This window comes from Methylorubrum thiocyanatum (genome assembly GCA_014138645.1).
Taxonomy (GTDB): domain Bacteria; phylum Pseudomonadota; class Alphaproteobacteria; order Rhizobiales; family Beijerinckiaceae; genus Methylobacterium; species Methylobacterium thiocyanatum.
In genome coordinates this window covers 268,734-289,080 of sequence record JACJIB010000001.1, presented here as the reverse complement: position 1 = coordinate 289,080, position 20,347 = coordinate 268,734, and the positions used below count along the sequence as shown (strand labels likewise).

The 20,347-nt window shown below is 69.1% G+C and carries 22 protein-coding genes; 10 read left to right on the top strand and 12 right to left on the bottom strand.

Going from position 1 to position 20,347, the window contains the following annotated elements; all coding sequences use genetic code 11:
- Positions 1-120: 120 nt before the first annotated feature.
- Positions 121-1,674, top strand: coding sequence for an undecaprenyl-phosphate glucose phosphotransferase (locus tag HNR51_RS01390; protein WP_182553757.1), 1,554 nt, complete (start codon positions 121-123; stop codon positions 1,672-1,674).
- 109 nt (positions 1,675-1,783) lie between these two features.
- Here the strand turns inward: HNR51_RS01390 and HNR51_RS01385 are convergent, their stop codons facing one another.
- The 10 genes from HNR51_RS01385 to HNR51_RS01340 all read right to left on the bottom strand — a co-directional run bounded on the left by HNR51_RS01385 (position 1,784) and on the right by HNR51_RS01340 (position 11,659).
- Positions 1,784-2,143, bottom strand: coding sequence for a hypothetical protein (locus tag HNR51_RS01385; RefSeq protein ID WP_012453715.1), 360 nt, complete (start codon positions 2,141-2,143; stop codon positions 1,784-1,786).
- Between the two features lie 226 nt (positions 2,144-2,369).
- Entirely contained in the window at positions 2,370-2,771 is a 402-nt protein-coding gene (lanM, locus tag HNR51_RS01380) for a lanmodulin LanM (RefSeq protein ID WP_012453714.1), read from the bottom strand.
- Positions 2,772-3,069: 298 nt separating this feature from the next.
- Complete coding sequence (locus tag HNR51_RS01375; protein WP_012453713.1) at positions 3,070-5,589, bottom strand: TonB-dependent receptor; 2,520 nt, start codon at positions 5,587-5,589, stop codon at positions 3,070-3,072.
- Positions 5,590-6,175: 586 nt separating this feature from the next.
- Positions 6,176-6,805, bottom strand: a complete 630-nt coding sequence (locus HNR51_RS01370; RefSeq protein WP_182553756.1) for a hypothetical protein — start codon at positions 6,803-6,805, stop codon at positions 6,176-6,178.
- Positions 6,806-6,816: 11 nt separating this feature from the next.
- Positions 6,817-7,698 (bottom strand): ABC transporter permease, encoded by an 882-nt coding sequence (locus HNR51_RS01365; protein ID WP_012453711.1) that lies wholly within the window; start codon positions 7,696-7,698, stop codon positions 6,817-6,819.
- A gap of 10 nt (positions 7,699-7,708) precedes the next feature.
- A complete protein-coding gene (locus tag HNR51_RS01360; protein ID WP_012453710.1) occupies positions 7,709-8,458 on the bottom strand; it encodes an ABC transporter ATP-binding protein in 750 nt (249 codons plus the stop codon).
- On the bottom strand, positions 8,455-8,706 hold the full coding sequence (locus tag HNR51_RS01355) for a hypothetical protein (protein ID WP_012453709.1): 252 nt from the start codon (positions 8,704-8,706) through the stop codon (positions 8,455-8,457). The genes HNR51_RS01360 and HNR51_RS01355 overlap by 4 nt, the downstream gene beginning before the upstream one ends.
- 8 nt (positions 8,707-8,714) lie before the next feature.
- Positions 8,715-9,149, bottom strand: coding sequence for a cupredoxin domain-containing protein (locus tag HNR51_RS01350; protein WP_096484838.1), 435 nt, complete (start codon positions 9,147-9,149; stop codon positions 8,715-8,717).
- Positions 9,150-9,237: 88 nt separating this feature from the next.
- Positions 9,238-10,224 carry a YVTN family beta-propeller repeat protein gene (locus HNR51_RS01345; protein ID WP_182553755.1) on the bottom strand — a complete coding sequence of 329 codons (987 nt, stop codon included), beginning with the start codon at positions 10,222-10,224 and terminating at the stop codon, positions 9,238-9,240.
- Between the two features lie 178 nt (positions 10,225-10,402).
- Entirely contained in the window at positions 10,403-11,659 is a 1,257-nt protein-coding gene (locus HNR51_RS01340) for an ABC transporter substrate-binding protein (protein ID WP_182553754.1), read from the bottom strand.
- 232 nt (positions 11,660-11,891) lie between these two features.
- Here HNR51_RS01340 and HNR51_RS01335 point away from each other — a divergent pair, with 232 nt between their 5' ends.
- The 8 genes from HNR51_RS01335 (at position 11,892) to HNR51_RS01300 (ending at position 18,262) form a co-directional block, all read left to right on the top strand.
- Entirely contained in the window at positions 11,892-12,425 is a 534-nt protein-coding gene (locus HNR51_RS01335) for a DUF3280 domain-containing protein (RefSeq protein ID WP_012453705.1), read from the top strand.
- A gap of 45 nt (positions 12,426-12,470) precedes the next feature.
- A complete protein-coding gene (locus tag HNR51_RS01330; RefSeq protein WP_182553753.1) occupies positions 12,471-13,193 on the top strand; it encodes a (5-formylfuran-3-yl)methyl phosphate synthase in 723 nt (240 codons plus the stop codon).
- Positions 13,194-13,198: 5 nt separating this feature from the next.
- The gene (locus HNR51_RS01325; protein WP_239681624.1) at positions 13,199-13,840 is read left to right on the top strand and encodes an amino acid kinase family protein; all 642 of its coding nucleotides are present in this window, start codon (positions 13,199-13,201) and stop codon (positions 13,838-13,840) included.
- Entirely contained in the window at positions 13,837-15,411 is a 1,575-nt protein-coding gene (locus HNR51_RS01320) for a DUF6513 domain-containing protein (RefSeq protein ID WP_182553752.1), read from the top strand. Before HNR51_RS01325 ends, HNR51_RS01320 begins: the two co-directional genes overlap by 4 nt.
- A gap of 60 nt (positions 15,412-15,471) precedes the next feature.
- Positions 15,472-16,068, top strand: coding sequence for a DUF447 domain-containing protein (locus tag HNR51_RS01315; protein ID WP_182553751.1), 597 nt, complete (start codon positions 15,472-15,474; stop codon positions 16,066-16,068).
- Positions 16,069-16,111: 43 nt separating this feature from the next.
- Positions 16,112-16,648: an SRPBCC family protein gene (locus HNR51_RS01310; RefSeq protein ID WP_012453700.1), complete on the top strand. Its 537-nt coding sequence runs from the start codon at positions 16,112-16,114 to the stop codon at positions 16,646-16,648.
- 65 nt (positions 16,649-16,713) lie between these two features.
- Positions 16,714-17,244, top strand: a complete 531-nt coding sequence (locus HNR51_RS01305; protein ID WP_182553750.1) for an SRPBCC family protein — start codon at positions 16,714-16,716, stop codon at positions 17,242-17,244.
- Positions 17,245-17,251: 7 nt separating this feature from the next.
- Complete coding sequence (locus tag HNR51_RS01300; RefSeq protein WP_210279800.1) at positions 17,252-18,262, top strand: YncE family protein; 1,011 nt, start codon at positions 17,252-17,254, stop codon at positions 18,260-18,262.
- Between the two features lie 3 nt (positions 18,263-18,265).
- Here the strand turns inward: HNR51_RS01300 and HNR51_RS01295 are convergent, their stop codons facing one another.
- Together HNR51_RS01295 and HNR51_RS01290 are read right to left on the bottom strand one after the other, a co-directional pair.
- Entirely contained in the window at positions 18,266-18,466 is a 201-nt protein-coding gene (locus tag HNR51_RS01295) for a hypothetical protein (RefSeq protein WP_182553749.1), read from the bottom strand.
- A gap of 53 nt (positions 18,467-18,519) precedes the next feature.
- A complete protein-coding gene (locus HNR51_RS01290; RefSeq protein ID WP_182553748.1) occupies positions 18,520-19,554 on the bottom strand; it encodes a hydantoinase/oxoprolinase family protein in 1,035 nt (344 codons plus the stop codon).
- 3 nt (positions 19,555-19,557) lie between these two features.
- Between HNR51_RS01290 and HNR51_RS01285 the strand changes: the two genes are divergently transcribed.
- A complete protein-coding gene (locus HNR51_RS01285) occupies positions 19,558-20,256 on the top strand; it encodes a HisA/HisF-related TIM barrel protein (RefSeq protein WP_182553747.1) in 699 nt (232 codons plus the stop codon).
- The last annotated feature ends 91 nt before the right edge of the window (positions 20,257-20,347 follow it).

Below are 20,347 nucleotides of genomic sequence, written 5' to 3'. Positions count from 1 at the left end.
CGATACGGGCCTGTCCCATCCTGCGACGGACCGCGGATTCACCCTCTTAGGCTTTCGTGAAGGCCGATCCGGCATCATCCCCCGCCGGAGAGGCTCGATGTTTTCACGTGGAACACTGCGATGAGTGCCATCGACGTTCGGGATCTGCTCAAGCTCGCCGAGCGAAGCGGTTCGCTCACTCCCGTTCCCGCTCCTCTCGCGCTCGATCACGCAGGGACCGGTGAGGTCGCCGCAGCGGACGGCATGCCGGTGCCGCCGCCCCGGAGCGCGTGGCTCTCGCCGGTGGTGCTGACGGGCTGCGTCCGGCTCTTCGAATTCTGCGGCCTGATCCTCCTCGGCCTCACCCTGCATCAGGTTCTGCTGCGGGGCATCGTGCCGCTGGCGCCGCGCTACGTCACCGCGGTTCTCGCGGTCACGGTGGCGGCCCTCGGGCTGTTTCAAGCCTCGGGCAGCTACCGGATGGGCGCGCTGCGCGATCTTCCGCGGACCGCGGCAAAGCTCGCTACCGGCTGGTCTGTCGCCTTCCTCATGGTCGCTGCGGCCATGGTGCTCGCCAAGATCGCCGATCATTACTCCCGGATCTGGCTGCTGAGCTACTACGTGGCCGGCCTCGGCGTCCTGCTGGCGGGGCGCACGGCAGTCTCGGCCTTTGTGCGGACGCAGATGGCCAAGGGCCGCTTCGATCGGCGCACCGCCATCGTCGGCGGCGGCCCGGCCGCCGAGGAACTGATCCAGGCCCTGAAATCCGGCGGCGACAGTGGTCTTCGCATCATCGGCGTCTTCGACGATCGCGGCGATGACCGCTCCGGGACGGAGGTGGCGGGCTACCCCAAGCTCGGCAACGTGAGCGACCTCGTGACCTATGCACGTCACGCCCCGCTCGATCTCGTGGTGTTCACCCTGCCGATCTCGGCCGAGACGCGCATCCTGCAGATGCTCGCCAAGCTCTCGGTCCTACCGGTCGATATCCGCCTCTCGGCCCACGCGACCAAGCTGCGCCTGCGCCCGCGCGCTTATTCCTATCTCGGCGACGTGCCGCTGCTCGATGTGTTCGACAAGCCGCTCGCCGACTGGGACGTCATCCTGAAGGGGATGTTCGACCGCCTCGTCGGCCTGCTGCTGCTGCTGGCCCTCTCGCCGGTCATGCTGGCCGTCGCGGTCGCGGTGAAGCTGACCTCGCCGGGGCCGGTGCTGTTCCGGCAGAAGCGCTACGGCTTCAACAACGAGTTGATCGAGATCTTCAAGTTCCGCTCGATGTATGTCGACCTGTGCGATGCGGGTGCCGCGCAACTCGTGACCAAATCGGATGCCCGGGTCACGCCCGTCGGCCGCTTCATCCGCAAGACCTCGCTCGACGAGCTGCCGCAGCTCTTCAACGTGATCCGCGGCGATCTTTCCCTGGTCGGGCCGCGCCCGCACGCTGTCCAGGCGAAGGCGGCGAACACCCTCTACGATCAGGTCGTGGACGGCTACTTCGCCCGCCACAAGGTCAAGCCCGGCATCACCGGCTGGGCGCAGATCAACGGCTGGCGCGGTGAGACCGACACGAGCGAGAAGCTCCAGCGCCGTGTCGAGCACGACCTGCACTACATCGAGAATTGGTCGATCCTGTTCGACCTCAAGATTCTGCTCACCACGCCGCTCGCGCTCTTCAAGACCGACAACGCGTATTGAGGATCCTTGAGACCAGAACGGGATGGGGCCCGGGACCGCCAGAGCGCAGTCCCGGGCCTCCTCGTTTCAGCGCCTCGTGCGTCGGATCACGCTCGGATCGCGGCCGGAATCACGGCAGCGCGCCGGCCTTCTCCTTCACCTTGGTCATGGTGTCCTGGCAGGCGGTCTCCTGACCGGCCTTGTCCTGCTCCTTGGCCTTGGCGAGCAGCTTGCGCGCCTCCTCGACACCGGCCTTGGTGGGCTTGGTCGACGGATCGGACGGGGCGCCCTCCGGCGGCTTGTCCAGCGCCTTGGGCGAGTTCGAGGACGTCGGGCCGCCCGGAGGCTCCTTGCCCGTGACCTGCTCCGCGCCGGCGCTGTTGAGCCGCCGCTCCACCGTGGCGATGTCGTCCTTGCAGTTGACCGCCAGGGCGGGGCTCGCCGCAAGCAGGGCAGCGAGGGTAACGGGCAGGCTAAGGGCAATACGCATCGGGTTGGGGCTCCTCCGGATCGACTTGTCGCGGGGACGATTCTTCGACCGCCGCTTAGGCCGAGAAAGTCCTCAAGACCCTCTTACGGTTCCAGTCTGCGACGCTTCGCCCAACGGAAGCGGCGCGTGCGCGCCGGACAGACGCCGCCGCACCCGGCTGGCCGCGGACATGACAAAGGGTGCGGAACTCGCGCTCCGCACCCTTCGTCCCGGCTTGCTAAGAAACTTAGCGGATCAGATTGACCAGGGCCGAACCGGCCGGGCTCGCCAGCTCGCGGGCGTCGATGGTGCCGTCATTGTCCGGATCGGCGGCCTTGAACTGAGCCTCGACGGCAGCGAGGTATTCCTTCTTGTCGAGGGTGCCGTCGTTGTCGGGGTCGAGCTTCTTGAGGTCGGCCTCGCTGACGCGGCCCTTCAGCTCCTTGGCGTCGAGGGTGCCGTCCTTATCCGGATCGAGCTTGTCGAAGGCGGCGGAGCCGGCGGCCAGGGCCTCCTTGAGATCGACGGTGCCGTCCTTGTCCGGGTCGAAGGCGGCGATATCGACCTTCGTGGTCGTCGTCGGGGCAGCGAAGGCCGGAGCCGCGACGAGGGCGGCAAGGAGAACGGCAGAGGAGAGGCGGAACGCCATCGGGGCAAACTCCTGATCGAAGAGGCCCGGCAGGGCCGGGCAGTCGGCAAAATCGCAGGACCGCTCGCGACCGCCTGCTCAGGGCAAAGCGGCCGCGCGGCCTCGCTTCGATTGCGTAACTTGCCCGGGAAAAATTGGCAATAGCCGGAGTGCGATTCGCGGCTTTTCCCGACCGAAATGCCCCGCTGCGTCATGCATATAGAAACGGCGCGGTCCAGGAGAACCGCGCCGCTCGGATCAATCGCATGTTTCCCCCGAACCGGAGCGAGTCCGGCTCAGGGGAGGCCGCTCAGCCCGCTCAGCCCTTGCGGACCAGAGGCAGCGGCTCGACCACCGGCGCCGGGGGCGGCGGCTCGAACAGGATGCGCAGGCCGCCGAAGGCCGCCACCGGCGCGCCGGGCGCGAGGCTGCGGTTCGAGGTGGCGTTGGGCACCCGCACGATCGGAACCTCGTCCACCGGCGAGAAGGTGCCGAAGGTGGCGTAGTTGGCGTTGAAGGCGTTCTCGACGTAGCCGTAGATCTCGATGTTCGACGCCACGCGGTAGCTCGTGTTGAAGCCGAACACCGCGTAGTCGCCGGTGGTCTTGTTCTGGTTGGTCGGGTCGCCGACGAGGAACTTGCCCGTGGCGAAGCGGGCAAGCGCGCCGACGCGCCATTCCGGCGTCACCTGATACTGCACGCCGACCTTGAGCTGGTGCGGCGCGACGCCGGGCAGGCGGTTGCCCGGGCGCACGAGCACGACACCGCTCTCGTCGCCGCCCGCGCTGTTGAACGGGTTGCCGGGGGCCGCGAGTTCGACCGGCGACTCGAAGGTCGCATCGACGAAGGCGTAGTCGATGAAGGCGTTCCAGCGCGGCGCGTTGTAGAACAGGCTCGCCTCGACGCCCTGACGCTTGGTCGAGCCGACATTGCGGAAATAGGCGCGGCCGATCGTGTCGGGAGCCGGCACGAACAGAATGTCGTCGTCGTTGCGGGTCGAGAAGAAGCCGGCCTTCCACGACAGGATGCCGCCGAAGAATTCGTCGGGCTGCGGGATGCGGCCGCGGACGCCCGCCTCGACCGTGCGCGCCACGACCTGCTTCAGCGGCGGGTCGCCGACGAAGAAGTTGGTGAGCGAGCAGGGCGCCAGCGGATCGGCGCAGGACAGCTCGGCCGGGGTCGGGGCGCGGTTGGCCTCGGTGTAGCCGCCGTAGGCGACGAGGTAGTCGGGGATGACCTTGTAGGTCGCGCCGATGCCGGGGTTGAAGCGCTGGTAGTAGTGGTCGCCGTTGAGCGCCGTGCCGATCTGGTCGCGCAGGACGATCTTGGCCATGTTGAACCGGCCCTGCAGCGTCAGGGTCAGCCGGTCGGTGAGGTCGGTGTTGTTGTTGAAGTAGATGCCGCCGTAATCGTTCGACGTCCGCACGGAGACCGGCGTGATGATGCCGTCGTCGCTGGAGACGACGATGCCGGGGGGCGAGAAGCCGCGATCGAGGGTGAGGCCGCCGATCGAATTGTCCGCGGTGAAGCGGGTCCGGCCGCCGTCATAGGAACCGCCGAGCACGAAGCGGTTCGGCAGGCCGAACAGCGGCTCGCGGATCACGGTCTGGACCGTGGCGCCGAAATTGTCGGTATCGGTGCGGGTCTGGTTCAGGAAGGCGTAGGGGCCGCCCTCGTCGAAGCGGTCGGCGAAGACCGGGTTGATCCCGCCGAAGTCGAAGGTGCGCAGCCGGTTGGCCGCGACCGGGTTGCCGGTGCGGTCACGCAGGAAGAACTGGTTGTCGTCGGCGCCCTCGGAGCAGACGAAGCGCTCATCGGCCTCGCAGTTCTCCACGTCGGCGGCGTCGCCGTTGGCCGTGCGCTGGCGGAACAGGCCGTAATAGGCATTGCCCTGCACGCTGATCGTCGGCGTCACGTCGTAGGTGCCGGAGAGCTGGAAGCGCAGGAAGTCGTTCTTGGTCTGGTCGGGATAGGTGAAGACGTCGCTGCGATCGACCTTCAAGAGTTCGACCGGGGCGGTCCCGTTGCCGGTCAGGCTGTTGCTGGCGCCGATGACGTTGAAGTGGAACTCGCTCCGCTCCCCCTGCACGCCGAGGTCGGCGTAGATCTGGTTGAGGCGCGACGGCGAGTGGCGCCGCCAACCCTCCTCGCCGAGCTTGGTGCCGGCGACGTAGAGGCCGATATTGTCGATGCGCTGGCCGTGCTGGAACGCCACCGCGCCGCGGCCGAACGAGCCGCCGAGCACGTTGATCTCGCTGCCCTGGTAGGTGAAGCCGTTCTTGAGCGTCACCGCCAGCGAGCCGCCGAGCGCGTTGAGGCCGAAGGCCGGGTTCGAGCCCTCCAGCTCGATCCGGTCGACGGCGATGTCGGGGATCAGGTCCCACTGCACCGTGTCGCCGAACGAGGTGTTGAAGCGGGCCCCGTTCAGGTAGACGGCCACGCCCTGCGGCGAGCCGCCGAGCGGCGAGGCCTCGAAGCCGCGATAGGTGATCGTCGGCTGGAAGGGGTTGCCCTGCGCGTTGTTGATGCTGATCGAGCCGACGCGCTCGTCGAGCGCCCGCACCGTGCTCGGGAAACCGACCCGGGAGACGTCGCCGGAGGTCAGGACGCTCGTGTTCTGCGGCAGCTTGTTGCGGTCGATGCCGTCGAGCACCGTGACCTCGCGCAAGCCCGACGCGGTCGGCGTCGCCACCACCCGCCGCGAAACCGCGACCGGCGTGTTCGAGACGACGCTGATCTCGTCCAGCGTCACCGCCTGTCCGCCGCCCGCGGCCTGCGCCATCACCTGTCCCGGAAGCAGCGCAACCGATGCGATGAGGCTGCCTCGCAGCACCCGCATTGTCATTCCCCAGCCCTTATCGTTCGTGCTTGCGGACCCTTGAAGCGGGACCGTTGCCGGATGTTGCTGAAGGTTGGGGGCTGCGACAATGACCGTCGCGCTTCTACAGGTTCAATTATGATGAGACGCTCAAGCTTCCAGCCGACGCGTGGTGTTACGGCAACATATTTCTGTCGCCAGATCAGTCACTTACGGACAAAGAAGCAGACTATCTCGGGATAAATCGGCAAGGCCTTGCCCGATAGCTACCCCTTACCCGGCAAGGCTTGCAGGGATCGCCCGGGGCGCGACGTCCGAGGCAGCCGGGTCCGACCGGAAGCCAGGGAGCGTGACCGCAGAGTGCTTCGCCCGACCGCTGCGCGATCAACTGACCATGACGGTCGGGTCGCGAGAGGAAACCGTTCGATCCGAGGCACCGGACGCCATCGCCGCCGATGGAGTCATGTCCCGGCGCATCCGATGCGCTCGCCAGCCGTGCCATGCACCCTGCACGAGGGGCGCCAAACCTTCGGCGGCATCGCGGCGTCGCGAGGCACCCGGCGAATCCCGACGGGACGGGATCCGCCGGCGTCGAGTGGACGCCGCCTCAGAGGCGGGTCTGGATGCGGCGGGCGATCTCGCCCAGGCGCTGTTCCAGAATCGTCGGCACCTCGCAGACGTAGGAGACCGACTGGTTGCGCTCGTCGAAGATACGGCGATCCCAGTTGAACTGGCTTTCCAGATCCGCGGCCTCCTTGGAGGCGACCTTGGTGGAATCGGAATCCGGGCTGTCCTTGAGTTCGCTCACCTTGTCCGCCTCGTCGCGGATGCGCTCGGCGAGCCGGCGCTGGCCCTGCGCGTAGCGGCTGATCCCGCTCATGACGGTGTTGCGCTCGCCGTTGATGATCTCGAACACCCCGGCGAAGACGCGGGTGAGCCGCTTGCCCTTCTCGGCCGGGTCGAGCTTCTCCGTGAATTCGTCGAGCAGGGTGTCGGCCTCGCGCAGCTCGGTGCGGCGGGAGGCGAGCTTGCGGGCGAGCTGGGCCGCCTCGCGGTCGTTGCCCCACTCGCCGGCCTCGGCAAGATCGGGCCCGGTCCAGAACGAGCCGTAGCCCAGGGTCGTCACCTTGCGCTGGGCGCAGGGCCAGTCGGGATCGGTCTTGGGCTGCGCCAGCACCGGCCCCGTCGCGAGGACGAGGGCGAGACAAAGCGGGGCACGAACGGAGCGACGAATCATGGGAGGCTCTCTCAGGCGGCTTCGCCGGCCGGTCCGCCGCGCCGGGCCATGATGCCGCGGCCCGGATCGTAGGCGATCACGGCGAGGGTGAAGAACAGGAGGCCGGTGCCGACCACGACGGCGCAGGCGACCGGCTCGAAACGCCCGTAGAGGGCGAACCGCACCAGCTCGACCGCGTGGGTGAACGGGTTGGCCTGACAGATCAGGTAGAGCCACTCGCTCGATGCCCGAACCTGCCAGAGCGGATATAGGGCAGAAGAGGCAAAGAACATCGGGAAGATCACGAAATTCATGACGCTCGCGAAGTTCTCGAGCTGCCGCACCAGCGAGGACAGGAACAGGCCGATGGCTCCGAGCATCAGCCCCGAGGCCAGGAAGGCCGGCAGGGCGGCGAGGTAGCCGACGGGCGGAATGCCCGTGTCCCAGAACCACGCGATGGCCAGGAACGCATAGGCCTGGACGATCGAGACGCTGACGCCGGCCACCAGCTTGGCGAGCAGCAGCGTCCAGCGCGGATAGGGCGAGGTGAGCAGCACCTTCATCGAGCCGACCTCGCGGTCGTAGACCATCGAGAGCGAGGACTGCATGCCATTGAAGAGCTGGATCATCACGGCCAGCCCCGGGATCACGTAGGCCTCGTAGAGCACGTAGGTCTCGTAGGGCGGCGTGATCGAGGTGCCGAGCGTGTTGCGAAAGCCCGCCGCGAAGATGAACAGCCAGACCAGCGGGCGCACCATCGCCGAGAAGAAGCGCTCCTTCTGGTGGAAGAAGCGCAGCAACTCGCGGCGCACGATGCCGGCGAGCGCGATGAGGTAGCCGACCGCGTCGAGCCGGCCCGCATGGGGTACGGATTTCACCGGGCTCGCCGCGGTGGGGTTCGAGGACGCGCTCATGTCAGGGAACTCATGCGGCGGACCTCACGGTGCGCTTGTCGGGCGCGGCGACGAGGCGGCGGAAGGCGTCTTCCAGGCTCTCGCCGGGCCCACCGATCTCACCGGCCCGGCCGCGGGCGACGATGCGGCCCTTGTGGAGCACCACGGCGTCGTCCTCGGGAGAAATCTCCTCGAAGATGTGGGTCGCCCACAGCACCGACAGGCCCTCCTCCCGCACCAGGGCGCGGACGATGGCGACGATGTCGGCGCGCGATTCGAGATCGAGGCCGACGGTCGGCTCGTCGAGCAGCAGCAGGCGCGGCGCGTGGATCAGCGAGCGGGCGATCTCGATGCGCCGCGACTGGCCGCCGGAGAGCGTCCGGATCTTGTCGTCGCGCCGCTCGGCGAGGCCGACGCGGGCGAGCAGAGCCTCGATGCGGGCCCGCGCCGCCGCCCGGCCGATGCCGTGCAGGCTGGCGTGGTAGTGCAGGTTCTGCGCGACGGTGAGATCGGTATCGAGGGTGCGCGCCTGGAACACCACGCCGAGGCCGGCCAGCGCCCTCGACGGCTCACGGTCGAGGGGATGGCCGAGGATCGAGACCCGGCCCTCCTGGTTGTTGTAGAGCCGGGTGATCACCGAGAACAGCGTGGTCTTGCCCGCACCGTTGGGTCCGAGCAAGGCCATGAAGTGCCCGCGCTCCACCGTCAGCGACACGTCGGAGAGCGCCGCGCGCTGGCCGAAACGGTGGCTGACGCCGGCGACGTCGAGAGCCGCGCTCATTTCGGCAGTGCCCGCTTCGCGTCGTCGAGAGCCTCCAGGCACTCGTCGAACTCGCCCTCGCCCTGCTCGCGCTCGGCGATCTTCAGCGCGCGCTTGAACTTCTGCGGGACGGCATCCGGCGCGAGCGTTTCGGCTTGCGCCTTCACCGTGGCGATGCCCTCGGCGCAGGCCGCCTTGTCGTCGGCCAGCGCGGGTGCGGCGAGGAGGATGAGGAAAGCCGCCGCGTGCAGGATGAAGCCGTTGCGCATGATCAAGCTCACTTCACCGTAATCGTGCCGGCCATCCCCTTTTCCTCAAGCCCTTGCGCGTACCACTTGTAGGCACCCGGCTTGATGGCGACGAACTCGATGGCGATCTCGCCGGGATCGTCGAATTCGAGATGGTCGGGCGGGCCGCCGCCGTGGATCTCCTTGTGCTCGATCACGATCTGGTTGAACCAGATGTAGCGGAAGAACTCGGGCGCGTAGAACTTGTATTCCTGCCGTCCCTTGGCGACGATGCGCAGGCGGTAGGCCTTGCCGGCCTCCAGCTCGATATCCTTGTTCTCGACCACGAAGTCGTTGCCCTCCTCGTTGCCGAGGACGAGATCGGGCAGGTTCTGCCGCTTCTTGGTGAGGTCGAGGGCGCCCGCCGGGGCACCGGCGAGCATCAGGGCCGCGGCGGCAAGGCCGAGGCGCGTCGTCCACTTCATGTCGCTTCCTCCGGATTCTTGTTCTTGCATCGCCCATTGTCCGAAAGCCGCCCCCTTTCGGGACGAGGCCTTGGCCGGCGAATTGGGCTTATTTCTTCGAGATCGCCACGCCCCAGGGCAGCAGCCCGACCGGGATGCTCTTGACCACCTTCAGCCCCTCGACGTCGATCACCGAGACGTCGTTGGAAGTGCCGTTGGTGGTGAAGAGCTGCTTCTCGTCGGGCGTGAAGGCGAGCTGCCAGACGCGCTGGCCCACGGGCAGATACTTCTGCACCTCGTAGGTCTTGGCATCGACCACCGCCACGCGGTTGGCCGGCCCGAGCGCCACGAAGGCCTTGGAACCGTCCTTGGTCAGGCGCACGCCGACGGGCTGGATCTGCTCGTCGGTGACGCTCGGGATCTTGAAGGTGATCTTCTTGATGACCTTGCGGGTGGCGACATCGATCACCGAGACCGTGCCGCCGACCTCCGCCGAGACCCAGAGGAACTTGCCGTCCGCCGAGAACTCGGCGAAGCGCGGCCGGGCATCGACCAGCACGTTGTCGATCACCTCGAAGGTCTTGGTGTCGATGAAGTGGGCCATGTTGGTGGTCTCGGAGGTGTTCACGAGAACCTTGCCGTCCGGCGACAGGCCCATGCCCTCGGGCTCGACGCCCACCGGCACCTCGGCCAACACCTTGTTCTTCTCGATGTCGAGAATGGTGACCTGGCTGTCATCCTCGTTGGCGACGTAGAGCGGGTTGCCGCTCTGATCGAGGATGAACTGCTCCGGATCCGGCCCCGAGCGCAGCGAGCGCACCACCTTGCCGGTCGCCGTGTCGAGCACGTCGATGCGGTCGTCGTCGCTGGCGCAGACGAACAGTTCCTTGTCGTCCTTGGACAGGGTCACGCCGCGGGGGCGCCGCCCGACCTTCCAGGTCGCGGTCACCGCCATGGTCGCGGTATCGATCACCGAGACGGTGTTGGCCTTCTCGTTGGTGACGTAGGCGGTGAAGGCCTGCGCCGTTCCGAGCATGCTGAACCAAGCGCCGGCCGCTACCGCACAACCCAGCCCCGCCCTCAAGCGAGCGACCATCGGCGTCCTCCCTGTCGTCTCCGGCGCGTCTTCGCGCGCCCGCGTCGAAATCGGTTGCAGCGACATGGCCCTCAAGGCCGCACCGCTCAAAGAAAAAACGGGTGAAGAGCGGCGGCTGGCCGGGCGGTCGATTGCCGCATCGTCCCCGCTCCGACTTCAGATCGGCCCGGGATGGCGGTCACCGCAACTTGCACGCCGTCTCCGGCTCGTCGGCGCCGAGGGTGTCGAGCGGCGTGCGCTGGTGAATGAAGCCCTGCTCGGGCGCCACCGAGACCATCGCCTTGGGCTGCACCACGATGATCGGCTGGCGCAGCTGATGATCCCAGGGCCGGTAGGTCAGCGAGACGCCCTTGTAGGCCGGCAGCGAGAAGTCGGGCTTCACCAGATGGGCCGCGAGCACCGCCGGATCGGTGCTGCGCGTCTGCGTCGCCGCCTCGCCGACCGTGCGCACAGCCGCCCAGACCTGGTAGTCGAGCGGGCGCATCAGGCGGCCGGCGAGCCGCCGGAAGCGGTTCTGCGCCTGGGCCGCGCCCCAGGTCTCCAGCGTCGGGTGCCACGTGGTGGCGATCAGCCCCTGGGTGCCGGCCACGGGGCGCGGATCGACGGTGCGGAACGAGACGTAATCGCCCCAGTCCCCCTCCTCGTCGGCGACTACGGCCATGTCGTAGTCGAGCCCGCGGGTGAACACCATCGCCTCGGCCCGGGTCGGCGTGTCGCCGCGGGCCTTCGCCAGGGGGCCGAAGGTCCAGGGCTTCTCCGCGGTGATCTTGAGGCCGAACTTGCGGGCGGAATTGCGCATCGCGTCGGCATAGGCCTTGTCGCGCTCGGTCGGGCCGGTGATCAGAAACACCTTCCGCCAGCGCATCAGCGTCAGGTACTGCGCCAGCGCATCCGTCTGCATGGCGCGGCTCGGCAGCACGTGGAACAGGTTGGCGCGGCAATCGGCCCCGCGCAGCCGGTCGTCCGGCGCGCCGGCATTGAGCACGACGGCACCCGTGTCCTTCAGCGCGTCGGACACTGCCAGCACCTCGGAGGCAGGCAGGGCCAGCACGAAGAACCTCACCCCCTTGTCCGCCAACGCCTTGGCGGCTTCGACCGGATTCTGCCCCTCTTCGAGGGCGACCTCGTCCAGGGCGAAGGTCTGTTTGGTGAAGCGGCCGGTGGTGTTGTTGTCCTTCACCGCCATGCGTGCGCCCGCGACCCCGAGATCCTCGGGATCGGCCTCGGCGTCGTAGGAGGACGGGGCCGGCACCGGGCGGTAGAGCACAGCGATGCGGGTCTCGGAACCGGGAACCGGCGCCTCGGCGACGGGCGAGCCCGGCTGCGGCGCGCCGGTGGCCGCCTTGGGCTCCTGAGCCTGCCCGGGAACGGTGAGGGCCGCGGTCAGGCCGGTCACGAGACCGGCGGCGAAGAGGAGCGGGACGGACGAACGCATTGCCCGGCACGCTAGCAACATCTTGCCACCCGCCTCAACGAAAGAAGCATAAGATTTTCATAAGATTACGGCCTCGCGGCGCCCTCACGCCATCGCCGCTTCGCGCCCGGTCGCGATTCCCGAACAGAGCGCCTCGCATCGGGAACAGGTGCGCCGACGGTTGCCAAATCCTCCGGAACACCAAGTTAGAGTCGGTCCGCGCGGCACCGCGCCCGTCCCAGGCTCCGACCCCATGCGACTTCGCGCCCGGCTTCGTGCTCTCCTGCCCGCCCTTGCTCTCCTGTCCGTCGCGAGCGGCACGGCCCTGGGCGAAGAGGCGGCGCGCAAGGCGGCGATCTTTCCGGCGGAGGTGAACGACCCGACGCTGGCCTATGGCCGCAAGCCGCTCCCGGCCGACCAGAAGCGCCTCGATCTCGTTACCGAGGTGCTGCGCCAGCAACTTGCCGAGAAGGGTGGGCTGGAGAGCGTCGATCTCGGCCCCCAGGCCGCGGAGATCCGCAAGGAGAGTCCGCTCTACAAGTGCAACGGCTGCACCGGTCCGATCGCCAAGGCGCTCGGGGCGGAACTCGCCGTCACCACCTTCGCCGACAAGGGCGCCAACCAGCTGTTCAGCCTCGTCGTCACCATCGCGAATGCCGAGTCCGGCCAGGTCGTGCGCCAGGGCCAGGTCGTGATAAGAGCCAACACCGACGACGACTGGTCCCACGCCGCGCGCTGGATCGTGAAGAACCGCCTGCTGGCCGAGCCGCTGCCCGGCCGTTCCTGAGGCGGGGCTTGTGCGGGCGCGCAAGGCTGAGCAAGAACGTTTCCCGTGCCCGACATCGAACCGACTTCTCCCGCGCGACCCCGCCTGCTCGTCAGCGTGCGCGGACCCGACGAGGCGCTCACCGCGCTCCGGGCCGGGGCGGACCTGATCGACGCCAAGGATCCCGAGCGCGGCGCCCTCGGCGCGCTGGCGCCCGAGACCGTGCGCGCCATCGTCGCGGAGGTCGGTGGGCGGGCCGTCACCAGCGCGGTGGCCGGCGACGGCACGGGGACCGGGATCGCCGCCGCCATCGCCGCGATGGCCGCGACGGGAGTCGACTTCATCAAGATCGCGGTCGGCGCCGCGGACGACGCGGCGCTGGCGGAGGCCGCCGCACGGGCGCCCGGCCGGGTGATCGGCGTGCTCTTCGCCGAGGACGGCGTGACCGACGGCTGGGCCGCGCACTCGGCCCTGCGCTTGGCCGCCGCAGGTTTTGCCGGCGCAATGATCGACACGAGGGGCAAGAGCGGGATCGCGCTGCCCGCCCTCATGACCGCCACGCAGCTCGCCGCCTTCGTCGCCCGCTGCCGCGCGCATGGCCTGATGAGCGGGCTCGCCGGCTCGCTCGGGCTGGCCGACATTCCCGCCCTATCCGGTCTCGGGCCCGACTATCTCGGCTTCCGCGGCGGTCTCTGTCGCGGCGGCAACCGGCGCGAGGCGCTCGACGGCGCCCGGGTCGCGCAGGCGGTCGCGGCGATGCGGACCGGCCTGCGGGCCGACGCGGCGTGACCGGCATGACAGGCGCAAAGCCTCTCCCTGCCTCCGGCCAAACGCGGGCGCGCCTGAAATCGGGCGCCGGAAGAACCGGGACGGCCGTCGTCAAGATCGGCGGCAGCCTCGTTTCCGACCGCGCGCGGCTCGGCGCCATCCTCTCCGAATGCGCCGACAGCGCCCCCGTGGCGATCGTGCCCGGCGGCGGCCCCTTCGCCGATGCGGTGCGGACGACGCAAGCGCGGCTCGGCTTCGACGACAGGCTCGCTCACCGCCTCGCCCTCGACGCCATGGGCCGCATGGCCGAGGTGTTTTCTGCGATCGAACCGCGGCTTCCCATCGCGGCGACCCCGGAAGCGGTGGCCGAGACGCTGGCCCAGGGCCGCTCCGCGATCTGGGATCCGGTGGCGCTGAAGGGCGGCCATCCCGACATCGCGGAGAGTTGGGAGATCACCTCCGACAGCCTCGCCCTCTGGCTCGCGACACGGCTCGGTGCCACGCTCTGCATCCTCGTGAAGTCGGCAAACCTTCTGTCCGGGACCGATCCGGAAATCCTCGCCCGCGACGGCCTCGTCGATGCCGCCTTCCCACGCTTTGCCGCCGGCTATCCCGGCACGATCCTGATCCGCGGCCCCGAAGCGCTTCACGAGAGGCACGCCGCATGAGCGCGCCCGAACACCTCGTCTTCATCACCGGCAAGCTGGCCCATGCCCGGCTGGAGAAGGTCGCCGCCACCCTGCCGGCCGAGCGCTTCACTTGGAGCATCGCCGATGCCGGGGTGAAGGTCGCCGCGCTGATGACGGAAGAGATCATCAAGCGCCGGGTGCAGATGCCCGAGGGCGCGACCCGGATCGTCCTGCCGGGGCGCTGCCGCGCCAATCCGGAGGCGCTGAGCCGGCATTTCGGTCTGCCGGTCGAGCGGGGCCCGGACGAGATCGTCGATTTGCCGGCTTATCTCGGCCTGACCGGGCGCAAGGTCGATCTCTCACGCCACGACCTGCGGATCTTCTCCGAGATCGTCGATGCCTCGAAGATGACGCTGGACCAGATCCTGGCCAAGGGTCTCGACCTCGCCCGGCGCGGCGCCGACGTGATCGATCTCGGCGGCCTGCCCGACACGGCCTTCCCGCATCTCGAGGACAGCGTGCGCGCGCTGAAGGGCGCGGGGCTGAAGGTCAGCGTCGATTCCTTCTCCCTCGACGAGCTGACCCGCGGCGCGCGCGCCGGGGCCGATTATCTGCTGAGCCTCAACGAGGAGACGCTCGATCTCGCCTTCGAGACCGATGCGGTGCCGATCCTCGTGCCGATGCGGCCCGACGACCTGCCCTCCCTCGACCGGGCCATCGAGCGGATGGAGCGGGCGGGCCGGCCCTACATGGCCGATCCGATCCTGGAGCCGATCCATTTCGGCTTCGTCGACTCGATCGTCCGCTACCGTGAGATCCGGGCGCGCTGGCCGAACATCGAGATGATGATGGGCACCGGCAACCTCACCGAACTCACCGAGGCCGACAGCCTCGGGGTCACCGCGCTCCTCGTCGGCATGTGCTCGGAACTCGCCATCCGCAACGTGCTGATCGTGCAGGTCTCGAACCACACGCGGCGCACGGTGGAGGAGCACGATGCCGCCCGGCGGGTGATGTACGCGGCGCGCGAGGATGCCGCCCTGCCCAAGGGCTACGGCCGTGAGCTGCTCGCGCTCCACGACAAGCGGCCCTACGTGCAGACCCCCGAGGAGATCGCGGCCCTGGCCGCGGAAGTGCGCGACCCCAATTACCGCATTGCTGTCGCCGAGGACGGCATTCACGTCTACAACCGCGACCGTCACACCACCGGCACCGACGCGATGGGCTTCTTCCCCGATCTGAGCGTGGAGAGCGACGGCGCCCACGCCTTCTATCTCGGGGGCGAGCTGACCAAGGCCGAGACCGCGTTCCGGCTGGGCAAGCGCTACGTGCAGGACGAACCCCTCGACTGGGGCTGCGCCGCCGACCGCACCCAAGAAGACACCACCGCCTTCAAGGCGGCCGGGCCGACAAGATCCGCCCATACCAAGCATAGCGGCCCCGAGGCGCCCGCCGCCGAGCGCGCGACCCGGACCGATCCCGAGCGCGACGCCGACCCGCCGCGCACCGAGACCGGCAGCGGCTCGGCAGCCGGGCACGACCCGCTCAGCGCGCCGAAGGGCGGTCGCATCGTCTGCGGCCGGCTGGTGCCGGACGGCGACCGGACCTAACTCCTCCCCGCACGGGACCGCTTCGGAAAAGCCGGTGCCCCCCTTTCGGACGGAAGCTTGATGCCGCTGATCCTTGAGACCGTCGTTACGACCCTGTCGGCGGCGGGCACGATGCATCTCGTGCCGTTCGGCCTGATCCGCGAGGGCGAGGATTTCGTGCTCGCCCCGTTCCGGCCCTCGCCGACCATCGAGAATCTCGCGGAGCGCCCCTATTTCACGGCCTCCGCGCCCAGCGACGTGCGGGTCATCGCCGGAATCGTCACCGGGCGGCGCGACTGGCCGGTGGTGGATTGCGACACAATCCCCGGCAAGCGCCTCGCCGACTGCTTCGGCCATGCCGAGTTCGAGGTGGCCGCGGTCGAGGACGACCCGCAGCGCCCGCGCTACCGCGGGCGGATGGTGCATGCGGTCAGCCACGTGCCCTTCATCGGCTACAACCGGGCGCAAGGCGCGGTGATCGAAGCGGCAATTTTGTCCACCCGGCTCCACATGCTGAGCCCGGAAAAAGTCCTGACGGAAATGGCCTATCATGCCATAGCGATTGCCAAGACCGCCGGCCCCGCCGAGCGCGAGGCCTGGGACTGGATCGAGGACAAGGTCGCGGGCGCCCTCGGGCGCAGCGGGCGCGTCCTCGACGGGACGAGCCGTCCCCGGTGAGGGGACAAAGGCTCAAGTGGCCGTTCGAGGGAGATTGTCGGGTTTGAAGCGGATCGCTCTTCTCGCCGCCGCGGCGCTCGCCGTGACCACCATCGGGGCCGAGGCCCAGCACGCGCCGACCCGGCGCAAGATCGTCGAGACCGTCGCCATCGATGCCTTGCCCGAGAAGGTCTGGGCGGTGGTCGGCAACCCCGCGGACGCCGCCTGGATCGAGAACGTGGCCCGCGGCGAGCGGCAGGGAAGCCCGGACAGGCCGGTCTTCCGGCTGACCCTGAAGAACGGCCACGCCATCGTCGAGGAGAGCCGCAAGCTCGACCCCGAGCACATGAGCTTCGCCTACTACATCCTCGAGAACGAGGTCGCCGACCTGCCGGCCAAGGATTACTCGGCCACCATCTCGGTGCGGCCCGAGGGCGAGCACGCGGCCCGCGTCGAGTGGAAGGCCGCGTTCTACCGGGGCCATCCGAACAACGACCCGCCGCCCGAACTCAACGACGAGAATTCGGAGAAGCGCGTGCGGGCCTGGATTCATGCCAGCCTTGAGAACCTCAAGGTCCGGCTTGAGAAGAGCGGCTCCTGACACAAGTCGCTCGAATGAGGGGTGAAGCGGCCATGCTCGGCCGCCTCAACGGGAGGAGAAAACGCATGAAGTTCAGGACGCTCGCCGCCGTGGCGGCGCTCGCCACGGTGACGTTTGCCGCGCAGGCGCACGGTCCCACGCGGCAGAAGGTGTCGGAGTCGATCGAGATCAACGCCCCCGCCGACAAGGTCTGGGCGATCGTCGGCAACTTCCAGGACGGAAGCTGGATCCCGCTGGTCGAGAAGACCGAGGGCAAGGGTGGCAACGAGGTCAAGGCGACCCGCACGCTGACCCTGAAGGGCGGCGCCACGGTCGAGGAGGAACTCGCCAAGTACGACGCCGAAAAGAAGACCCTGATGTACCGGATCAACAAGGTCGACGTGAAGACCCTGCCGGTGAACGACTATTCCTCGACCATCGAGGTCGAGGGCGAGGGCGACAAGACCAAGATGACGTGGCGCGGCGCGTTCTACCGCGGCTACATGAACAACGATCCGCCGCCCGAGCTGAACGACGAGGCCGCCAAGAAGGCCGTGCTCGGCCTCTACAAGGCCGGCCTGGAGAACGTGAAGGCCAAGGCCGAGAAGGGCTCGTAAGGGTTCGATGATGCGGAGAGTCGGCGTGCTTCGGCGGTTTCGGGGAGTGCGCCGGCTCTCCTCCTCTCCCATCCGGGGAGGGAGGGCGTATCTCGCCCTCGCCGGCCTCCTGGCCTGCGGCGGCACCGCCCTCGCGCAGGAAGCGCTGGTCACGGCGCAGCTCGGCAACGCCGTCGAGGTCGTGGACCTCGCCTCCCGGAAGATCCTGCAATCGATCCCGGTGCCGGGCGCGCCGGCGGGCATCGCCCTCTCGCCCGACCGGAAGACCGCCTACGTCACCCGTCCCGAGGGCCACGGCGTCTCGGTGATCGACCTCGCGGCGCGCAAGGTCACGGCGAGCCTCGACTTGCCCGGCGGGCCCCTCGGCATCGGCGTCAACCCGAAATCCGGCGAGGTCTACGTCGCCGACTGGTACGGCACCCGCGTCTTCGTGCTGCGGCCCGGCGCGGAGGGGCTGACCCTGGAGGGCGAGATCGCCACCGGCCAGTCCCCGTCCGGGATCGCCGTCACGCCGGACGGCGCCACCCTGCTGGTGGCCAACCGCGAATCCGATTCCGTCTCGATCATCGATGTCGCGAGCCGCCGGGAGACCCGGCGCGTCGCCGTCGGTCAACACCCGTTCGGCCTGACCCTCTCGGCGGACGGCGCCACCGCCTACACCGCCAACGTGGTCTCGAACGACGTCTCGGCGATCGACATCGCCGCCGGCCGCGAGACCGGCCGGGTCGCCACCGGCCAGCGGCCCTACGTGATCGCGCTCGCCGCCGGCAAAGGGTTCGTGACCGACCAATATTCCAACACCGTGACGGTGTTCGATCCGGCAAGCCTGAAGCGGCTCGCCGCGATCGATGTCGGCGACCACCCGGAAGGGATCGCCGCCACGCGGGACGGCAGGACCGTCGTCGTCGCCAATTGGGGCGACAATTCCCTGAGCCTGATCGACCCCTCGACGCTCACGATCACCGGCACCGTCGAGACCGGCGACGGCCCGCGGGCCTTCGGGGACTTCTTGCGGTAAGGGTCAGGCCGCCGCGGGCGGCTCGCCGGAGCTGGTCCCGGCGGGCGAGTTGAGGATGTCCTCCAATTCGTCCACGAGCCGGTCGATCTGGTCGTCGCTCGCGAGCACCCGCGTGGTCCGGCCGTCCTCGGTGACGAAGGCCAACTCGATCGCCTCGCCGGTGCGGGTGGCCAGGATGCGGGCGAGCTTGTTTCCGGCAGTCATTCGCATCTCCTCGTGATTTCGTTCCCGTCAACGCGCGGGAGCGGCCCCGTTCCTCACGCGATCAGCCCGACGGCGACGGCCGGGCCGCAGGTCGAGACCCAGGCCGCATCCTCGGCCCGCAGGCGCTCGGCAATGACCTCGGTCAGCGGCACGGCGCGGCGCCCGAGCCGGGCGGCGAGCCGCTCGGCCAGGAAGCGGCCGGCACCGCACACGACGAGCGGTGCGTCCCCCGGCAGGTCCGGGCGCGAGAGCAGCACCGCGGCGGCATCGTGCAGCGGGCGCAGCTGCGCCTCGGCGAACCATGCGGCCAGCGCCCGCCATTCCTCCGCGCTCCCCTCCCCCCGGTCGCGGCCGACCATGCGGGCGAGCCGGGTTTCGGTCTCGAGGATCGACTTGCCCTTGAGGTCGGCGCTGTATTGCTGGTCGGCGCCCTCCGGCAGGTCGCCGGTGAGGCGGTAGATGTCGGCAGTGCTCGCAAACGTCTCGGCCATCAGCCGGGTGCGCCGGCCGCGCCAGGGGGCGTGGTCCGCGAAGGCGAGGAGCGGCGTGCGCACCACACCGGTATAGACGAGTTCGCCCGTCTCCAGCCGCTCGGCGTCGCTGTAGCCCTGCGCGGACGGCACCCCCGCCACGATCGGGATCAGGTCGGCGGTGGTCGAGCCGATATCGACCAGGAGCGCGTGCGCGGCGTGCCGGCCGATCAGGGCAGCGGTGGCATGCCAGTTGGCGGAGGCGATGTCGGCGGCGTGTGGGCGGGCGGCGTCGGCCGAGACGAAGCCGGCGCGGCCGGCATAGATCCGCACCGCACCCGCGAGCGTCGCGTCGGCCCAGGCGGAGAGCTGGTGCACCCCGTCGGCGCGGTCGGCGAAGCAGTCGGTCAGCTCACCGGTCATGGTGACGGCGTGGTGCGCCTCGCCCCGCACCCAGTCCGGCAATTGCGCGAAGGTCTCATCGAGAGCGGGGACGCCGCGCCAGAGCCGGCAGGGGGCCTGCACCGCCTCGACCACGCGGCCGCCCTCGACGAGCGCCGCCTTGACATGCACCCCGCCGAGATCCCACCCGATGATCCTGGTCGTTGTCCGGTTCACGCGATGTCTCACGGTTCTGAAGGGCCAAGGCCGTTCCGGCTGATCCCGGTGATCGACCTGCGCCACGGCCGAGTGGTGCGCGCTCGCGCGGGCGAGCGGGACGCCTATGCCCCGATCGACACCCCCTTGGCCAGAGGCTCGAAGCCTGCCGACATCGCCCGCGGCCTGCTCGAGGCCGTCGGGGGCGACCGGCTCTACGTCGCCGATCTCGACGCGATCATGGACGGCACGGAGCCAGACCGCACCAGTCTGGAGGCGGTGGCCCGCGCCTGTCCCGGCGTGACCCTGTGGGTCGATGCCGGCTTTTCCGATCTTTCGGGACTTGAACGCTTCGTCCGTTCCGGTCTCGGCCACCCGGTGATCGGCAGCGAGAGCCAGCGGGACGCCGGCCTCGTGCGGGCGCTCGGCGATCGTGCCGTGCTCTCCCTCGACAGCCGCGGCGAGGCACGGCTCGGCCCGGACGCCCTGCACGACGATGCGGAGACCTGGCCGGAAGAGGTGATCGTGATGACGCTCGCCCGCGTCGGCACCGGCACGGGTCCCGATCTTCTCGGGATCTCGCGGGCCGTCGCGCTGGGAGAGAACCGGCGGATCTACGCGGCCGGCGGCGTGCGGGGGCCGGAGGATGTCACGCGTCTCAGGGAGGCCGGGGCCGCGGGGGCGCTCGTCGCCTCGGCGATCCATGACGGGCGGCTGCGCTGAGCGGCTTTCGCCCAAAAAGAAAGGGACGGCCGAAGCCGTCCCGATCCATCAACGTCCAAGGAAGATCGAAGCCAGTCGCTGGAGCAGACCC